Origin of the sequence: Brevundimonas sp. (genome assembly GCF_031412435.1) — a bacterium.
Classification (GTDB): domain Bacteria; phylum Pseudomonadota; class Alphaproteobacteria; order Caulobacterales; family Caulobacteraceae; genus Brevundimonas.
This window is the reverse complement of the sequence record NZ_JANODA010000013.1, coordinates 1-15,921: the sequence shown is the minus strand read 5'-3', so window position 1 is coordinate 15,921 and position 15,921 is coordinate 1. Positions and strand designations below refer to the sequence as shown.

Sequence of the window (15,921 nt, the reverse complement as noted above, 5' to 3'; positions counted from 1 at the left end):
CGCGCCGCCTATCAGGTGACCAAGAAGTCCGACCGCGTGGCAGCCCTCTCGGCCGCCAAGGACAAGGCCGTCGCCAAGTTCTCGAAGTCGGAAGCCAACCCGGCCGGGATCGCAGCCGACAAACTGGGCGGGGTGTTCAAGGAACTGGAAGGCGACGTCGTCCGTCGCTCGATCCTCGACACCGGCATCCGGATCGACGGCCGCAAGGTCGACCAGGTCCGCCAGATCGTCGGCGAAGTGGGCGTGCTGCCCCGGGCTCACGGCTCGGCGCTGTTCACCCGCGGCGAGACCCAGGCCCTGGTGATCGCCACCCTTGGCACCGGCGACGACGAGCAGATGATCGACGCGCTGGAAGGCAAGTATTACGAAAAGTTCATGCTTCACTACAACTTCCCCCCCTTCTCGGTGGGTGAGACGGGCCGCATGGGCGCGCCGGGCCGCCGCGAAGTCGGTCACGGCAAGCTGGCCTGGCGGGCGATCCGTCCGATGCTGCCGGCCTACGAGGATTTCCCCTACACCATCAGGCTGGTGTCCGAGATTTTCGAGAGCAATGGTAGCTCCTCGATGGCCTCGGTCTGCGGCTCTTCGCTGGCCCTGATGGATGCGGGCGTGCCCCTGAAGAAGCCGGTCTCCGGCATCGCCATGGGCCTGATCCTGGAGGACGACGGTTTCGCCGTTCTCAGCGACATCCTGGGCGACGAAGACCACCTCGGTGACATGGACTTCAAGGTGGCCGGCACCAGCGATGGCATCACCTCGCTGCAGATGGACATCAAGATCTCCGGGATCACCATCGAGATCATGAAGCAGGCCCTCGCCCAGGCGAAGGGCGGCCGCGATCACATCCTCGGCGAGATGAACAAGGCCATGGAAGCGCCTCGCCAGGAGCTGGGCGAATACGCGCCGAAGATCGAGACCATCAAGATCCCGGTCGACAAGATCCGGGAAGTGATCGGCACGGGCGGCAAGGTGATCCGCGAGATCACCGCCGAAACCGGCGCCAAGGTCGACATCGGCGAAGACGGCACGATCAAGATCGCGGCCGCCGACCAGGCCAAGATCGACGCCGCCAAGACCTGGATCAAGTCGATCACCCAGGAAGCTGAAGTGGGCGCGATCTACACCGGCAAGGTCGTGAAGGTCGTCGACTTCGGCGCCTTCGTGAACTTCTTCGGCGCCAAGGACGGCCTGGTCCACGTGTCCCAGATCTCGCTGGAACGCGTCTCCAACCCGGCTGACGTCCTGTCCGAGGGTCAAGAGGTCAAGGTCAAGTTCCTCGGCTTCGACGATCGCGGCAAGACCAAGCTGTCGATGAAGATCGTCGATCAGGCCACGGGTGAAGACCTGACGGACAAGATCAACGCCGAGCGCGCCGAACGCGGCGAGGCCCCCCTGACCGAAGACACCGGCGGCGGCGGCAAGAAGCGTGAAGGCGGCGGAGGCGATCGCGGTCGCAGCCGTCCGCGTCGCGACTAGGTTTCGGCGTCACTGCTGAACGGAACGAGGCCCCGCTGGAAACAGCGGGGCCTTTTTCTGTTCATCAGGCCGAGCACTCAGCCGGTTTGGCCTCGCCGGGCCCGTACTGGCCGCAGGCGCGGTCGATTTCGTCCTGGATCAGGGCGCAGGCGTTTGCAGGGTTGCAGGGCGGGTGGGTGGCCGGGCTGACCATGGTGCAGCGCTCCGCCAGCCTGACGGCGGCGGCCTCGCCGATGCTGTCGGTGCAGGTCCGGTCGGCGGCGCCCAGAAGTTCGCCCTCGGGGACCCCGGCCTCTTCCTGCGGCGGCGCGTCGTCGGGCATGACCGGTGTCTGTTCGACGGCGGGCTCGGCCGTCGCGGCCGGACCGGCGGCGGGCGTCGTCTCCGGTGAGCCGCAGGCGGCGAGCGACAGGCTCAATGCAAGGGCGAGGGCGGCAGGCACGCGAACCATGGCGACGTCTCCGGGCGATCTGGAAGGCGCTACGATGACGCTGTTCTCTGTCGCTGGAAAGTCCGTTCTGTCCGCGAAAAACACCCTGACGAAACGGACGAAACGGACGAAACCGGTCTGGTCCACCCAGAAGAATCAAAGGGTTGGCGTATCGTGGCCGTCTCGCCCGAAACACACCGACGGGCAGGGTGGACTAGGGGCCCGCTGGATTGTCAAAGACCGTGCCTGACAATCTGGGGCGCAGCCGGCCATCCGCAAGGGATGTGCAAGAATAAATTCACACCTGCCTGGGCCAGCTTCAGCGCCGGCGGGCCAAGGCCTCGTCCACGGCGGCCTTTTGCAGCCTGAACAGATCGTTGCAGCCGGCCTCGGCCAGTTCGAACAGGCGGTCGAACTCGGGGCGGGAGAAGCCGCGCTTCTCGCCCGTCGCCTGGATCTCGACGATGGTTCCCGAGCCGGTCAGGACGAAGTTGCCGTCGGCCTCGGCATTGGAATCCTCCTCGTAGTCGAGGTCGGCCACCGGAGTATTGTCGAAGATGCCGCATGAGATGGCCGCGACCTGATCGAGGATCGGATCGGCCTTCAGCACGCCTTCGGCCCGCAGATAGCCGAGCGCCGTGGCCATCGCGACCCAGGCGCCGGTGATCGAGGCGGTGCGGGTGCCGCCGTCGGCCTGGATGACGTCGCAGTCGATCAGCACCTGACGCTCGCCCAGCGCCTTCAGGTCGACGACGGCGCGCAAGGAGCGGCCGATCAGGCGCTGGATCTCCTGGGTGCGGCCCGACTGCTTGCCGGCGGCGGCCTCACGCTTGCCGCGGGTGTGGGTGGCGCGGGGCAGCATGCCGTATTCGGCGGTGACCCAGCCCTGACCGGTGTTGCGCATCCAGCCGGGGACCTTTTCCTCGATCGAGGCGGTGACCAGGACCTTGGTGTGGCCGAACGAGACCAGGCAGGAGCCCTCTGCGTAACGGTTGACGCCGGTCTCCAGCGTCACGGCGCGGAGCTGGTCTGGGGTGCGTTCGGAGGGGCGCATGGCGGATGTCCTGAAGGTCGGTATTGCGTTGGCGTATCGAGCGGCGGTGCTTATCCTGAAAGGGTGAGCCTGTATCCCCCCAACCTCCCCGTGCGATCGGGTCGCCACCCGTGAGGCCGCCGCTCAGCCCCCTGCTGGCGCCCCACTACGCCGGGCTGACGGCGCTGGACCAGCGCGCGCGCGATATCTTCCGCAGCGTGGTCGAGACCTATCTGGAGACAGGGGAGCCCGTCGGGTCCCGGACCGTGTCGAAAGGCGGAGTGCATCTGTCGCCGGCCTCGATCCGCAACACGATGCAGGACCTGACGCTGGCGGGGCTGCTGGCCGCGCCGCACACCTCTGCGGGGCGGATTCCGACCCATGCGGGCCTGCGCCTGTTCGTCGATGGGCTGCTCGAGATCGGCGACGTGGGGACCGAGGAGCGGCGCGAGATCGACGCCCGCCTGATCGGGCGCGGCAAGGGGTTCGATGAGGCGTTGAACGAGGCCTCGGCCCTGCTTTCGGGGCTGGCGGGCGGGGCGGGGATCGTGGCCTCGCCGGTGCGCGATTCCGGCGTCAAGCACGTGGAGTTCGTCGCGCTGGGTTCCGGTCAGGCCCTGGCGGTGCTGGTGGCCGACGACGGGACGGTCGAGAACCGGCTGATGCCCTTGGCCGCCGGTGTGACGCCGTCGATTTTGCAGGAGGCGTCGAACTTCCTCAGCGCCCGCATGAAGGGTCGGCTGCTGTCCGAGGCGCGGCTGGAAATGGGGGCCGAACTGGCCGCCGCCCGGACCGAACTGGACGCCGCCGCCGCCCGACTGGTCGAGGACGGTCTGGCCGCCTGGTCCGGCGGGGCGGATCGGGAACGATCGCTGATCGTCAGGGGGCGCGCCAATCTGTTGCAGGACGCCGGCGCCGCCGAGGATCTGGAGAAGGTCCGGGTTCTGTTCGACGATCTGGAGCAGAAGGAACAGCTGATCGGCCTGCTGGACGGGGTCGATGCGGCGCAGGGGGTGCGCATCTTTATCGGGGCCGAAACGCGACTGTTTTCGCTTTCGGGTTCCGCCGTGGTCGCGGCGCCCTATATGACGGGCGGCCAAAGGGTCCTGGGCGCCATCGGCGTGATCGGACCCGCGCGACTGAACTATGCCCGCATCATCCCGTTGGTGGACTACACCGCCCGGGTGCTGGGGCGCATCCTGGACGGACAAGACACGTGACCGATACGACGAACGACATGAACGATCTGGAAGCCCAGCTGGACGAGGCCTTGGCCAATGCCGAGGCCGGACTGGACGCCGACTCCAGCGATCTGGGTCCGCTGGACACCATGATCGCCGAGCGCGACGAGTGGAAGGACCGCGCCATGCGGGCCGCGGCCGAGGCCGACAACGTCCGCCGCCGCACCGAGACCCAGATGAACGACGCGCGGGCCTTCGCCATCCAGCGCTTCGCCAAGGACCTGCTGGGCGTGGCCGACAATCTGGAGCGCGCCCTGATGGCGGCGCCCAAGAACGCCGACGCGGGTGAGGCGGGTCTGGTGACCGGTCTGGAGCTGACGCAGAAGTCGCTGCTGCAGGCCTTCGAGACCAATGGCCTCAAGCGCGTCGCGCCGGGTCCGGGCGACACCTTCGACCCGCACCTGCATCAGGCGATGATGGAACAGCCGTCCGCCGAGGTTCCGGGCGGCAGCGTGCTCCAGACCATGCAGGCCGGCTACGAACTGTTCGGCCGCACCGTGCGCCCGGCCATGGTCGTGGTCGCCGCCAAGGGATCCGGACCGCAAGGCGCGAATCCCTATGGTTCGGCACCGGACGCGAACGGCGGGACGTTCGACGGCAAGGCGTAACCTTACATCCCGCGCATCCCCGTTTTCGCGGGGATGGGCGGAAATTCTAGCGAAGCTTCGCCTCGAACAGGGCCAGCAGACGGGCCCAGCCGTCGGCGGCCTCGGTCGGGCGGTAACTCGCGCGGAAATCCGCGTGGAAGCCGTGCGGAGCGTCGGGATAGAGTTTGATGCCGCTTTCGGTCGCGCCCGCGGCGGTCAGGGCCTCCTGCATGGCGGCGACGCTGTCGTTGGGGATGCCCTGGTCCTGGCCGCCGTAGTTGCCGATGACCACGGCCTTGAGGTCGCCGGCCAGATCGACCGGCCAGGGACGGCCCGCTTCCGCCTGTTCAGGCGTGGCGGTGGGACTGGGCCGGAGGCGGCCGTACCAGGCGACGCCGGCGTCGATGGCGGCGAACCGGGCCGCGGCCTGCCAGACGACCTTGCCGCCCCAGCAGAAGCCGGTGATGCCGACCTTGTCGGCGTTGGCCCACAGCTGGCCCGAGGTCCATTCCAGGGTGGCGTTGATGTCGCCCATGACCTGTTCATAGCCCGCCGCGGCGACGATGGCCTGGATGCGCTGCATGTCGGCGAGTGGGGCCGGGTCCTCGACGCGGACGAAGAAGGCCGGGGCGACGGCCGCGTAGCCGGCCTTGGCCAGGCGGCGGCAGACGTCCTGGATATAGGCGTGCAGGCCGAAGATTTCCGACACGACGATCACAACGGGGAAGGGACCGTCACCCTCGGGGCGGGCCACATAGGCCGGCAGGTCGAAGCCGTCGGCGGACGGGTAGGAGACCATCCCCGTTTCCAGTCCCTGATCGTCGGTCGCGACGGGTTGGGCGCCCTGGGCCAGGGCCGACGGTGCGTAGCCGGTGAACACTCCGGCCGCCGTCAGGCCCGCCAGCGCCCGGCGGGAGAGGTGGAAATCCGTCGGGAGGTTGCCTTCGGGGCGGGTCAGGATCGTCATGTGCGCCTACTCTCGTTTTTCCGACTGGACTGTGACGAGGCCTTGGGCATCCGTCGAGTCAACGACCCGTGTGTCTATGTCGCACGCCGCAGGGTCAGATTGATGCGCCCGCCGCCGGGGATCAGCCGCGACGACCCGGCCAGCAGACGGTCCACCCCGTGCCGCGCCAATCGCGCAGGCCCGGTCAGGGCGCAGACGTCGCCGGACGCCAGTTTGATCGCCCGCGTGGCCCCCTTGCCCGCCGGGCCGATGCGGAAGACCGCGGTGTCCCCTAGCGAAACCGACAGGACGGGTGCGCCGAGGTCGGCCTCGTCCCGGTCCTGGTGCAGGCCCATACGGGCGTCCTCACGGTAGAGATTGACCAGACAGGCGTCGGGCGGCTCCGGCCAGCCGGTCAGGTCAGCCCAGAGGTCCAGCAGGACAGCCGGGATCGGCGGCCAGGGCGCGCCAGTCCCGGGATGGGTCGGCTGGTAGCGGTAGCCGGCGCGGTCGGAGACCCAGCCCACCGGTCCGAGGTTGCTCATGCGCACCGAGAACGGCTTTCCGCCCGGGGTCACCGGCCGATAGAGGGGCGCGATTTCGAGGGCGGCCTCGATCTCTATGAGCAGGGCGGCTTGCGCAGCTTCGTCCAGGCGGCGGGGCCAATAGTGAAAGCCGGAGAGGTCGGGGAAGGGCTCCATCGCCCTCATCCCTAGCGCGTGAAATAGTAGTCCGCGACCTGGCAGGCGTTGACGCCGTTGCGCTGCAGGCTCTGGCCGTTGTCGAATTCGGCGCGCAGGGAATAGCGGCAGGCCCCCGACCCGTCGTCGATGGTCACCACCACGCTCTGGCCCGGCGCCAGCACGCCAGAACCCAGCAGATCGTCGCTCCAGTCCCCGCCTGAAGAGGCGTAGAGATAGGTCATCGGCCAGCCGGTCTGGTTATGGATGCGAACGTCGCGATTATAGGCGTCGTTCGACTGGCGTGACGGCGCACTCACGTGGGCGGGAGCGACCCGCTTCGAGGCGGATTGCGCCTCCGCCTGAGTACCGGCGAGACCGAACAGGGCCAGACCCACGGCCAGGGCCGGGGCGAAAAGACGGGGCTTGCGAGGCGGGGCGCGCATGTCGGGGTCCTGGACGGGCGGGCCCGTGACCCGCAATCAGGGGCCAGAGTGCCCGAGCGGAAGCCTCAAAGCACCTGATGACCCCTGACTCCGACTGATTCCGACCCCGGAACGCATCAAGCCCTTGCGGGGCATGGCGACTTTCCCATATCCGGACCAGCCCGAGAGACCCCGCAAGCTGTGGGGTTTCACGGTCGTTGAACCCAACCTGCCGTGTTCGCGCCCCTGCGATCCGGCGCAAACAAAACGGGGGCGGTCACGCGCGGCGCTTTCTGATAAGGCCGCCGCATCGCCCGCCAGACGGAGAAAAGACAGGCTCATGGCCAAGATTATCGGTATCGACCTCGGCACCACCAATTCGTGCGTGGCCGTCATGGACGGCAAGAACCCCAAGGTCATCGAGAACGCCGAGGGCAACCGCACCACCCCGTCGGTGGTCGCGATCCAGGACGGCGGCGAGACCCTGGTGGGTCAGCCCGCCCGTCGTCAGGCCGTGACAAACCCCGCCAATACCTTCTTCGCCATCAAGCGCCTGATCGGCCGCAACTTCGACGACCCCGTCGTGGCGAAGGACAAGGGCATGGTGCCCTATGAGATCGTCAAGGGACCGACCGGCGACGCCTGGGTGCGCGCCAATGGCAAGGACTACTCGCCGCAGCAGATCTCGGCCTTCACCCTGATCAAGATGAAGGAGGCCGCCGAGGCCTATCTGGGCGAAAAGGTCACCCAGGCCGTCATCACCGTTCCCGCCTACTTCAACGACTCGCAGCGTCAGGCCACCAAGGACGCCGGCAAGATCGCCGGCCTGGAAGTCCTGCGCATCATCAACGAGCCGACCGCGGCCGCCCTGGCCTACGGCCTGGACAAGAACGACGGCCAGAAGATCGCCGTCTATGACCTTGGCGGCGGCACCTTCGACGTCTCGATCCTGGAGATCGGCGACGGCGTGTTCGAGGTGAAGTCGACCAACGGCGACACCTTCCTGGGCGGTGAGGACTTCGACGTCCGTCTGGCCGACTACCTGGCCGACGAGTTCAAGAAGGAACAGGGCGTCGACCTGCGCCAGGACAAGCTGGCCCTGCAGCGCCTGCGTGAAGAGGCCGAAAAGGCCAAGAAGGAACTGAGCTCGGTGACCCAGTACGAGGTCAACCTGCCGTTCATCACCATGAACGCCTCTGGCCCGCTGCACCTGAATATCAAACTGTCGCGCGCCAAGCTCGAAGCCCTGGTCGATGACCTGATCCAGCGCACGATCGAACCCTGCGCCAAGGCGCTGAAGGATGCCGGTCTGAAGGCTTCCGACATCGACGAAGTCGTCCTGGTCGGCGGCATGACCCGCATGCCCAAGGTGCAGGAGGCCGTGAAGGCCTTCTTCGGCAAGGAGCCGCACAAGGGCGTGAACCCTGACGAAGTCGTGGCCCTGGGCGCCGCCGTTCAGGCCGGCGTGCTGCAAGGCGACGTCAAGGATGTGCTGCTGCTGGACGTGACCCCGCTGACCCTGGGCATCGAGACCCTGGGCGGCGTCTTCACCCCGCTGATCGAACGCAACACGACCATCCCGACCAAGAAGAGCCAGGTGTTCTCGACCGCCGACGACAACCAGTCGGCAGTGACCATCCGCGTCTTCCAGGGCGAGCGTCCGATGGCCCAGGACAACAAGATGCTGGGTCAGTTCGACCTGATGGGCATCCCCCCCTCGCCGCGCGGCATGCCGCAGATCGAGGTGGCCTTCGACATCGACGCCAACGGCATCGTCAACGTCTCGGCCAAGGACAAGGCGACCAACAAGGAACAGTCGATTCGCATTCAGGCGAACGGCGGCCTGTCGGACGCCGACATCGAGAAGATGGTCAAGGAAGCCGAGGCCAATGCCGCCACCGACAAGATCCGCAAGGATCTGGTCGAGGCCCAGAACGCGGCCGACAGCCTGATCAACTCGACCGAGAAGGCCCTGGCCGAACACGGCGACAAGGTCGGCGCTGATGAGAAGGCCGCGATCGAGACCGGCCTGGCGGAACTGAAGACCGCCCGCGACGGCACGGACCCGGAAGACATCCGGACCAAGACCAACACCCTGGTCCAGGCTTCGATGAAGCTGGGCGAGGCGATGTACGCCCAGAACGCCGCCTCTGGCGGTGACGAAGCGCCCGCCGACGACGGCGTGGTCGATGCCGAGTTCGAGGAAGTCTCGGGCGACGACGACGACCAGAAGAAGAGCGCCTAAACGTCGTGGTCCTCCCCTGCGATCCAGGGGAGGACCGTGGCTTTCATGAAACTTGCATCACCGCACCCGGCGCCCATGTCTTGCGTGGGTCGCCATTCCGCTTGCGCCTTGGAAAAAGAGACGTGATCGGAATGTTCGGGGTTGGCTTAGGGACGTCTGCGCATGGCGCGTGATTATTACGAGGTGCTGTCGGTCGAGCGGACCATCGACGCCGCCGGCCTGAAATCCGCCTATCGCAAGCTGGCGATGGAGCACCATCCCGACCGCAACGGCGGCTCGGAAGAGTCGATGGCGAAGTTCAAGGAAATCTCCGAGGCCTACACGGTCCTGTCGGACGACCAGAAGCGCGCGGCCTATGACCGGTTCGGCCATGCGGGCGTGAACGGCGGAGGCGGTGGCGGCCAGGGCTTCCACGACGTCAACGATATCTTCTCCCAGGTCTTCGGCGACGCGTTCGGCGACGTCTTCGGCGGCGGCGGACGGCGCCAGTCCAGTGGCCCGCGTCGCGGTTCGGATCTGCGCTACGACCTGGAGATCACCCTGGAGCAGGCCTATCAGGGCGCCGAGGTCGAGATCGCAGTGCCGACAACCGCGACCTGCGAGACCTGTGAGGGTTCGGGCGCGAAGAACGGCGCGAAACCGACGACCTGCTCCACCTGCCAGGGCGCCGGGCGTGTGCGCCAGGCCAATGGCTTCTTCCAGGTCGAACGGACCTGCCCGTCCTGCGGGGGTCAGGGACAGCGTCTGTCCCCGGCGGACACCTGCACGACCTGTCACGGCCATGGTCAGGTGCGGAAGACCCGCAAGCTGTCGCTGAAGGTGCCGGCCGGCGTAGATGATGGATCCCGCATACGCCTGTCGGGCGAGGGCGACGCCGGGACGCGTGGCGGTCCGCGCGGCGACCTCTATGTCTTCCTGTCCGTGACGCCGCACGACCTGTTCGAGCGCGACAACCTGGACCTGCTCTGCACTGTGCCTGTGCCGATGACGGTCGCGGCCCTGGGCGGCGATATCGAGGCGCCCTGTCTGGTGTCCACCGCCTGCGACGGCGAGTGCAAGGCGCCGGTTTCGGTGCCCGCCGGCGCCCAGACCGGCAAGACCATCCGTATTCGCGGCAAGGGCATGCCCCACCTGAACGGCCGCCAGCGTGGCGATCTGGTCGTCGAACTGTTTGTCGAGACTCCGACCGACCTGACCGCGCGCCAGAAGGAGCTGATGCAGGAATTGGCCGCCTCCTTCGGCGCCAGCCAGAACCCGCGGAACTCGTCCTTCGCCGGCAAGGCCAAGCGGTTCTGGGCGGATATTCTCGGCTCTGAAGACACTTCCGAGGCTGGGGCCAAGGCTTCACGCGAGAACGCGCAGTGACTGCACGTCGGGGGTTTGGGGCCGGGGGGCTTAAGTCTTGAGCGAACTGTTTCATGTCGGGATTTCCGGCGCGCGCGGCCGTATGGGTCGTGCGGTGTCCCAGGCGCTCGATGCGCGCGAAGACGTCATGGTCGCGGTCCGCTTTGACTGGGGCGAGACGCCGGACCTGAGCCTGTGCGACGTCGTCATCGACTTCTCAACGGCCGAGGCCTCGGTCGCCCTGGCCCAAAGCTGCGCCGAGCGCGGTGGTCCGGCCCTGGTCATCGGTTCAACCGGGTTCAGTCCCGAGCAGGACGCGGCCCTGCAGGCGGCGGCCGAAAAGGTCGCCATCGTGCGCAGCGGCAATTTCTCGCTTGGCGTCAACATCCTGATCGGACTGGTCGAGCACGCGGCCCTGCGCCTCGACGCCCGCGACTGGGACATCGAGATCACTGAAGCCCATCATCGCAAGAAGATTGACGCCCCGTCCGGCACCGCACTGATGCTGGGCGAGGCCGCCGCCAGCGGTCGCGGCCATGACCTGTCGGAACTGCGCAGCGCGCCCTACGACGGCATCTCCGAGGAACGGAAGACCGGGACCATCGGCTTCTCCTCGATCCGGGCGGGCGGCCTCGTCGGGGAACATACCGTACTGTTCGCCTCGGACGACGAGGTCCTGACCCTCAGCCACTCGGCCATCGATCGGTCCCTGTTCGCCAAGGGCGCTGTAGCCGCGGCCGCCTGGGTGCGCACGCGCCGGCCGGGTCTCTACGACATGCAGGACGTTCTCGGTTTCAGGCAGGCATAACGGCCTGTGTCGCTTCGCGACGCGCTAACGCTCGCCCCGGATCAAGTCCGGGGCTCGCTGCTTGCGCGCGAGGCCGTGCGATCCGATGCCCGAGGGCGTCAGATCTTCTCGAACTCCAGGAACAGCGGGTCGGTGTCGCCGAGGCGCTTCTCCTCGTAGCGGGTCACGACGTGATCCTCCGGTGCAACCTTCCAGTCCGCCGCCTCGTCGGCCAGCCAGCGCAGGCCTGGCGTGGCCAGGAACCGCTCCAGCGCCCAGCCGGCATAGTCCTTCCAGTCCGTGACGAACCGCAGCCGGCCGCCGGGCTTGAGCTTTCCCGCCAGTTCGGCGGCGAAGGCGGGCTGGATCAGGCGGCGCTTGTTGTGGCGGGCCTTGTGCCAGGGGTCGGGGAACAGGATCATGATCCGGTCCAGCGACCCGTCCGGCAGGGCCTGGACAACCGCGCGGGCGTCATCAGCGTGGATGCGCACATTCTTCAGCCCGCCCTCGTCAACATGACGCAGCAGCGAGGCGACGCCGTTCAGAAAGGGCTCGCAGCCGATCATCACCGCATCGGGTCGGCGCCCGGCCTGGGCCGCCAGATGTTCGCCGCCGCCGAAGCCGATCTCGAGCCACGCCTCCTTCGCTTCAGGCATCAGAACCCGGGGATCGATCGGGCCATGCGCGGGGTCAGGCACGGCTATGGACGGCAGAAGGGTGTCGAACAGAGCCGCCTGCAGGGGTTTGATCGCCCGCGACTTGATGCGGCCGAACGAACGTAATGGCCCCGTGGCGCGCGGATGCTGAGGGTCGCCGGGTTTCTTGGGTCGGGAAGCGGGCATTGGCCCGCCTATAACGCAAAATCGCCGGCCGCGCCTGTCAGTGCGGCCGGCGAAAGGCCATCAGGCCTATTCGACGCCTTCGATGGTCCCGTCTTCGTTCACGATCACATACTCCAGCGCGCAGAAGTCGAGTTTCTGCTGCCAGGCGTCGCCGTCCTCGAAGACGATCTTGACCCAGTATTCGCAGGCGTCCTCGGAATCGTAGAAGCGCATGTTGACGGTGTCGCCGGACGCGAGGACGCGGCTGGGCATCCAGTCCTGGCTGTAGGTGCCGCCTGACTCGCCGGTCTGGAAGGTCAGGATGGTCCACGGCGTGCCGTTGATCAGCTCGAAGGTGTAGTAGTCGCCGTCCTGGACCGGAGCGGCCAAGGCCGGAGCCGCGCCTGCCAGCATGGCGAGGGCGGCCATCGCGCCCATGATCATCGATTTCATATCAAAAGTCCCCCGGCCGGGCGGACATCGCCGGGCCTTGCGCGACATGCGTGCAAGGCCCGGGTTGCGTCAATATCCCGAAAGGGATCAGTCAGGTAGGATCAGGCAAGCGCCTTCAACTGGTCGACCAGATCGGTCTTTTCCCAGCTGAAGCCGCCGTCCGCGTCCGGCGTGCGGCCGAAGTGGCCGTAGGCGGCGGTGCGGGCGTAGATCGGCTTGTTCAGGCCCAGGTGCTCGCGGATCGCGCGGGGGGTGGCGCCGCCGATCAGGCCCAGGATCTTGTCTTCCAGAACGGCCTCGGTGACCGAGCCCTTGCCGGTGCCGTGCAGGTCGACGTGGATCGACTGCGGCTTGGCCACGCCGATGGCGTAGGAGATCTGGATTGTGCAGCGGTCGGCGAGGCCGGCGGCCACGACGTTCTTGGCCAGGTAGCGGCAGGCGTAGGCGGCGGAACGGTCGACCTTGGTCGGGTCCTTGCCGGAGAAGGCGCCGCCGCCGTGGGGCGCTGCGCCGCCGTAGGTGTCGACGATGATCTTGCGGCCCGTGACACCCGCGTCGCCGTCCGGTCCGCCGATCTCGAAGATGCCGGTCGGGTTGATGTGCCAGACCGTGGTCTCGTCGGTGAAACCTTCCGGCAGCACTTCGAGGATGTAGGGCTTGACGATGTCGGCCACCTGTTCCGACGACAGGCCGGCGGCGTGCTGGGTCGACAGGACGATGGAGGTGGCGCGGACGGGCTTGCCATCGACGTACTGGATGGTGACCTGCGACTTGGCGTCGGGCTCCAGGCGCTTGTCGCCGCCGTGGCGGACCTCGGCCAGACGCTTCAGGATGTTGTGGCTGTACTGCAGGGTGGCCGGCATGAGCTCCGGCGTCTCGTTCGAGGCGTAGCCGAACATGATGCCCTGGTCGCCCGCGCCTTCATCCTTCTCGCCCGCTGCATCGACGCCGACGGCGATGTCGGCCGACTGGCCGTGCAGGCGGTTGATGAACTCGAACCTGTCCCAGTGGAAACCGGCCTGCTCATAGCCGATGTCCTTGACCGCGGCGCGCACGGCGGCCTCGATCTCGTCCTGGACGCCGGGGGCCCAGTTGCCGTCCGTGTCCATGATGCCGTTGCCGCGGATCTCGCCGGCCAGCACGACCAGGTTCGTCGTCGTCAGGGTCTCGCACGCCACGCGGGCATAGGGATCCTTGGACAGGAACAGGTCCACGACGGTGTCCGAGATACGGTCGGCGACCTTGTCGGGATGGCCCTCGGAAACGCTTTCCGAGGTGAACAGGAAGGAAGAACGGGACAAAGGGGATCGCTCCGGGCAGCCGCGTAGCGGCGGGGTTGGCCGGAGACATATAAAGATATGCTTATATGATCAAGTGAGACCGTGCCCCGGCTTGCCGTTCACTGTCCCGACCGCAGCAGGAAGCGGCGGTTCAGGGGCTGCAACGGGCGGGTGTTGCCCGGGTGCAGACGCGCGAAGGCCTCGATCTGGTCCTCCGAAACCGTGATCGGCTCGGCCAGCACGGCCCAGTCGACGGTCTCGCTGCAGGGCGGCGTCGTCAGGGACCCTTCATAGCGGAAATAGTCGCGTTGTTCGGGCAGCAGTGACGTCAGATCCAGCGTGGGCCGGTCATCGGCGGGCCCGGCGGAAGCGACCGCCGACAGCACGGCCTGCAGCGCCGCATTGCTTTCGCCCGGCTCGGCGAAGACCCCGACGACGCCCAGGGTCCCGTCCGGCGCCGTGTGGACGAAATGGATTTCCAGCGGATAGCGGTGGCCGTTCAGCAGGTGCTCGCTGGGTTGATGCACATGGAACTGCAGCAACTGATACCCCTTGCCGCCCATCGTCAGATTGGACCCGGGAGACGCCTCGACCTGAATGGCGTGGCCGGTGTCGAACACCCGGGCGGGAAGCCGACGCCATTGCAGGTCCAGCGGCCCCAGATCGGCGGAAATGGAGCCGGAAAGATCGATCGGGCTTTCTTGTTGGCCGGCCGCACAGCCCGCGAAGGCTGTGTCCAGGCGGCTCCAGTATTCGGGTCCGTTCGGACCGCGGTAGGACCAGCCCGGCCCGTGAGCCGCAGAAGCCGCCGCGGGCCCGCCGTCGTGATCCTGGGCCAGAGACGGCCCGGCCAGAATAACAGCCGCCGTCACGGCCGCTCCGACGCAATTTTGAAGCCGCATGCTCACCCCCTGATTCGCGCGACACATCCTACAGGATGACGCCGTTATCCCGGAGGAGAATGGCGTCGCTCAGGTGACTCGAATATCTGACCCCTGCATGTCGCAGCCTTCATTAGGGGGGTCCGAGCCACCAGCGAAGACCATCTCGCTCGGAGCCTGATGGCGCGCGCCATCCAGCGGATGATCTCGCCATCCACACCGACGATCGACATGCGCATGCCAGCGATAGCAAGCGCCGAGGGTATGGCGGACGTTCGGCGCGACCTCTGTTCAACGATCGATGCCGGCATCGGTCGGGCTATCCGGGCCTGCCAGACTTGGTTGGCGTCGTCCCGCAGAGTGAACGTCTGTCCAGTGAAGGCAGAGTCTCGCCGCGTCAACACCTGTCTGAGCGTTTGATTGTCCCCATCAAGCTTATGGCATTACAGATACAATGGGCCTGACCATCAGTTCGCCCTGTCTGTTGTTTTCTTTGGGCGTTGATCTGCCGAACCTGACCCTACGATATGTAAGAGGGGTCCATAATGCTCTTTCATTGGCTGCATCAGGAATTCTTATTGGCGCGCTTTTCGTCGGGAGAGCAGCATCCCTCTGCGGCCCGGGCCCCTCTGACGATCGATGGTGATCGTGATGTCGGACCGCATCGGGTGCGCTCGATGACGGGGTCCGGCTGCCATTCCCCCATCGCAACGACGGCTTCGGCGTCGGGCGCTCCCCTTCAGAGAAGGAGAGGCTCCATGTCTGACGTGTTGGCGCACCGGCTACGGGGATTTCATGCCCTGCTGGAAATGGCGCTGAAGGACGAGCGCGCGCGACCGCGTCCCGACGCCCGCACCGTTGCAGGCATCAAGAAGAAGAAGCTCGCCATCAAGGATCGTCTCGCCCGTTTTGAGGGCGTTGAGACGTGGTCTGCGTCGCGCTAGCCGCCGCAAGGGTCGGCGCCTGCCCCGGCCGCCGACCCTGATCGGCCCCCGACATCAACATGCGTCGCCGCCCGCCGGCGACCTGACGTGAGGTCCCCATGCCCAGATCAGACAGACTGCTGCGACGACGCGCCGCGATCGACCCGGACGACGTCTGGACCCCCGGTGACGTCGTCCAGATGGACGCCATCGTGGCAGGCTGCGCCATGGTCGCCCAGGCCGACGGCTGGGTCACGCCGGACGAACGCAAGAGCATGATCGATCGAATGCGCAACTCTCCCACCATCGCCTTCTTTGGCGTCGACGACGTGCTCGTCCTGTTCGAGGCGCTGAACCTGCGCTTCGATC

The 15,921-nt window shown here is 67.0% G+C and carries 17 protein-coding genes; 8 read left to right on the top strand and 9 right to left on the bottom strand.

All coding sequences use genetic code 11. The features are described from left to right. The coding region (gene pnp / locus RMO01_RS02720) for a polyribonucleotide nucleotidyltransferase (protein WP_309627513.1) at positions 1–1,476 on the top strand (1,476 nt) is incomplete at its 5' end. Positions 1,477–1,540: 64 nt separating this feature from the next. Here the strand turns inward: pnp and RMO01_RS02715 are convergent. Continuing rightward, entirely contained in the window at positions 1,541–1,927 is a 387-nt protein-coding gene (locus RMO01_RS02715) for a hypothetical protein (protein WP_309627512.1), read from the bottom strand. Positions 1,928–2,225: 298 nt separating this feature from the next. Next, positions 2,226–2,960, bottom strand: coding sequence for a ribonuclease PH (rph, locus tag RMO01_RS02710; RefSeq protein ID WP_309627511.1), 735 nt, complete (start codon positions 2,958–2,960; stop codon positions 2,226–2,228). Positions 2,961–3,091: 131 nt separating this feature from the next. On the opposite strand from rph, the gene hrcA reads away from it, so the two are divergent. Continuing rightward, complete coding sequence (hrcA, locus tag RMO01_RS02705) at positions 3,092–4,159, top strand: heat-inducible transcriptional repressor HrcA (protein ID WP_309627514.1); 1,068 nt, start codon at positions 3,092–3,094, stop codon at positions 4,157–4,159. 17 nt (positions 4,160–4,176) lie between these two features. Further along, positions 4,177–4,788, top strand: a complete 612-nt coding sequence (grpE, locus tag RMO01_RS02700; RefSeq protein ID WP_409013033.1) for a nucleotide exchange factor GrpE — start codon at positions 4,177–4,179, stop codon at positions 4,786–4,788. A gap of 46 nt (positions 4,789–4,834) precedes the next feature. Here the strand turns inward: grpE and RMO01_RS02695 are convergent, their stop codons facing one another. The 3 genes from RMO01_RS02695 to RMO01_RS02685 all read right to left on the bottom strand — a co-directional run bounded on the left by RMO01_RS02695 (position 4,835) and on the right by RMO01_RS02685 (position 6,839). Beyond that, positions 4,835–5,734, bottom strand: coding sequence for a dienelactone hydrolase family protein (locus RMO01_RS02695; RefSeq protein ID WP_309627509.1), 900 nt, complete (start codon positions 5,732–5,734; stop codon positions 4,835–4,837). Positions 5,735–5,808: 74 nt separating this feature from the next. Continuing rightward, entirely contained in the window at positions 5,809–6,414 is a 606-nt protein-coding gene (locus tag RMO01_RS02690; RefSeq protein WP_309627508.1) for an alpha-ketoglutarate-dependent dioxygenase AlkB, read from the bottom strand. Positions 6,415–6,425: 11 nt separating this feature from the next. Further along, entirely contained in the window at positions 6,426–6,839 is a 414-nt protein-coding gene (locus RMO01_RS02685; protein WP_309627507.1) for a hypothetical protein, read from the bottom strand. Positions 6,840–7,158: 319 nt separating this feature from the next. Between RMO01_RS02685 and dnaK the strand changes: the two genes are divergently transcribed. The 3 genes from dnaK (at position 7,159) to dapB (ending at position 11,215) form a co-directional block, all read left to right on the top strand. Then, positions 7,159–9,063, top strand: coding sequence for a molecular chaperone DnaK (gene dnaK / locus RMO01_RS02680; RefSeq protein WP_309627506.1), 1,905 nt, complete (start codon positions 7,159–7,161; stop codon positions 9,061–9,063). 162 nt (positions 9,064–9,225) lie between these two features. After that, positions 9,226–10,428 carry a molecular chaperone DnaJ gene (dnaJ, locus tag RMO01_RS02675; protein WP_309627505.1) on the top strand — a complete coding sequence of 401 codons (1,203 nt, stop codon included), beginning with the start codon at positions 9,226–9,228 and terminating at the stop codon, positions 10,426–10,428. 37 nt (positions 10,429–10,465) lie between these two features. Then, entirely contained in the window at positions 10,466–11,215 is a 750-nt protein-coding gene (dapB, locus tag RMO01_RS02670; RefSeq protein WP_309627504.1) for a 4-hydroxy-tetrahydrodipicolinate reductase, read from the top strand. A 98-nt stretch (positions 11,216–11,313) separates the two neighbouring features. Here the strand turns inward: dapB and trmB are convergent, their stop codons facing one another. The 4 genes from trmB to RMO01_RS02650 all read right to left on the bottom strand — a co-directional run bounded on the left by trmB (position 11,314) and on the right by RMO01_RS02650 (position 14,620). Further along, complete coding sequence (gene trmB, locus RMO01_RS02665) at positions 11,314–12,036, bottom strand: tRNA (guanosine(46)-N7)-methyltransferase TrmB (protein WP_309627503.1); 723 nt, start codon at positions 12,034–12,036, stop codon at positions 11,314–11,316. Positions 12,037–12,102: 66 nt separating this feature from the next. After that, entirely contained in the window at positions 12,103–12,468 is a 366-nt protein-coding gene (locus RMO01_RS02660; protein ID WP_309627502.1) for a hypothetical protein, read from the bottom strand. Between the two features lie 101 nt (positions 12,469–12,569). Next, positions 12,570–13,769, bottom strand: a complete 1,200-nt coding sequence (metK, locus tag RMO01_RS02655) for a methionine adenosyltransferase (protein ID WP_309627501.1) — start codon at positions 13,767–13,769, stop codon at positions 12,570–12,572. 98 nt (positions 13,770–13,867) lie between these two features. Next, complete coding sequence (locus RMO01_RS02650; protein WP_309627500.1) at positions 13,868–14,620, bottom strand: carbonic anhydrase family protein; 753 nt, start codon at positions 14,618–14,620, stop codon at positions 13,868–13,870. Positions 14,621–15,387: 767 nt separating this feature from the next. Between RMO01_RS02650 and RMO01_RS02645 the strand changes: the two genes are divergently transcribed. Continuing rightward, the gene (locus RMO01_RS02645; RefSeq protein WP_309627499.1) at positions 15,388–15,573 is read left to right on the top strand and encodes a YdcH family protein; all 186 of its coding nucleotides are present in this window, start codon (positions 15,388–15,390) and stop codon (positions 15,571–15,573) included. A gap of 98 nt (positions 15,574–15,671) precedes the next feature. Then, on the top strand, positions 15,672–15,921 hold a 250-nt coding region (locus RMO01_RS02640), incomplete at its 3' end, for a TerB family tellurite resistance protein (RefSeq protein ID WP_309627498.1).

Coding starts and splice junctions, on each gene's coding strand:
- RMO01_RS02685 (WP_309627507.1), bottom strand. CDS start 6,839: ATGCGCGCCCCGCCTCGCAAGCCCCGTCTTTTCGCCCCGGCCCTGGCC.
- rph (WP_309627511.1), bottom strand. CDS start 2,960: ATGCGCCCCTCCGAACGCACCCCAGACCAGCTCCGCGCCGTGACGCTG.
- trmB (WP_309627503.1), bottom strand. CDS start 12,036: ATGCCCGCTTCCCGACCCAAGAAACCCGGCGACCCTCAGCATCCGCGC.
- RMO01_RS02660 (WP_309627502.1), bottom strand. CDS start 12,468: ATGAAATCGATGATCATGGGCGCGATGGCCGCCCTCGCCATGCTGGCA.
- RMO01_RS02715 (WP_309627512.1), bottom strand. CDS start 1,927: ATGGTTCGCGTGCCTGCCGCCCTCGCCCTTGCATTGAGCCTGTCGCTC.
- RMO01_RS02645 (WP_309627499.1), top strand. CDS start 15,388: ATGTCTGACGTGTTGGCGCACCGGCTACGGGGATTTCATGCCCTGCTG.
- dnaJ (WP_309627505.1), top strand. CDS start 9,226: ATGGCGCGTGATTATTACGAGGTGCTGTCGGTCGAGCGGACCATCGAC.
- dnaK (WP_309627506.1), top strand. CDS start 7,159: ATGGCCAAGATTATCGGTATCGACCTCGGCACCACCAATTCGTGCGTG.
- grpE (WP_409013033.1), top strand. CDS start 4,177: ATGAACGATCTGGAAGCCCAGCTGGACGAGGCCTTGGCCAATGCCGAG.
- RMO01_RS02690 (WP_309627508.1), bottom strand. CDS start 6,414: ATGGAGCCCTTCCCCGACCTCTCCGGCTTTCACTATTGGCCCCGCCGC.
- RMO01_RS02695 (WP_309627509.1), bottom strand. CDS start 5,734: ATGACGATCCTGACCCGCCCCGAAGGCAACCTCCCGACGGATTTCCAC.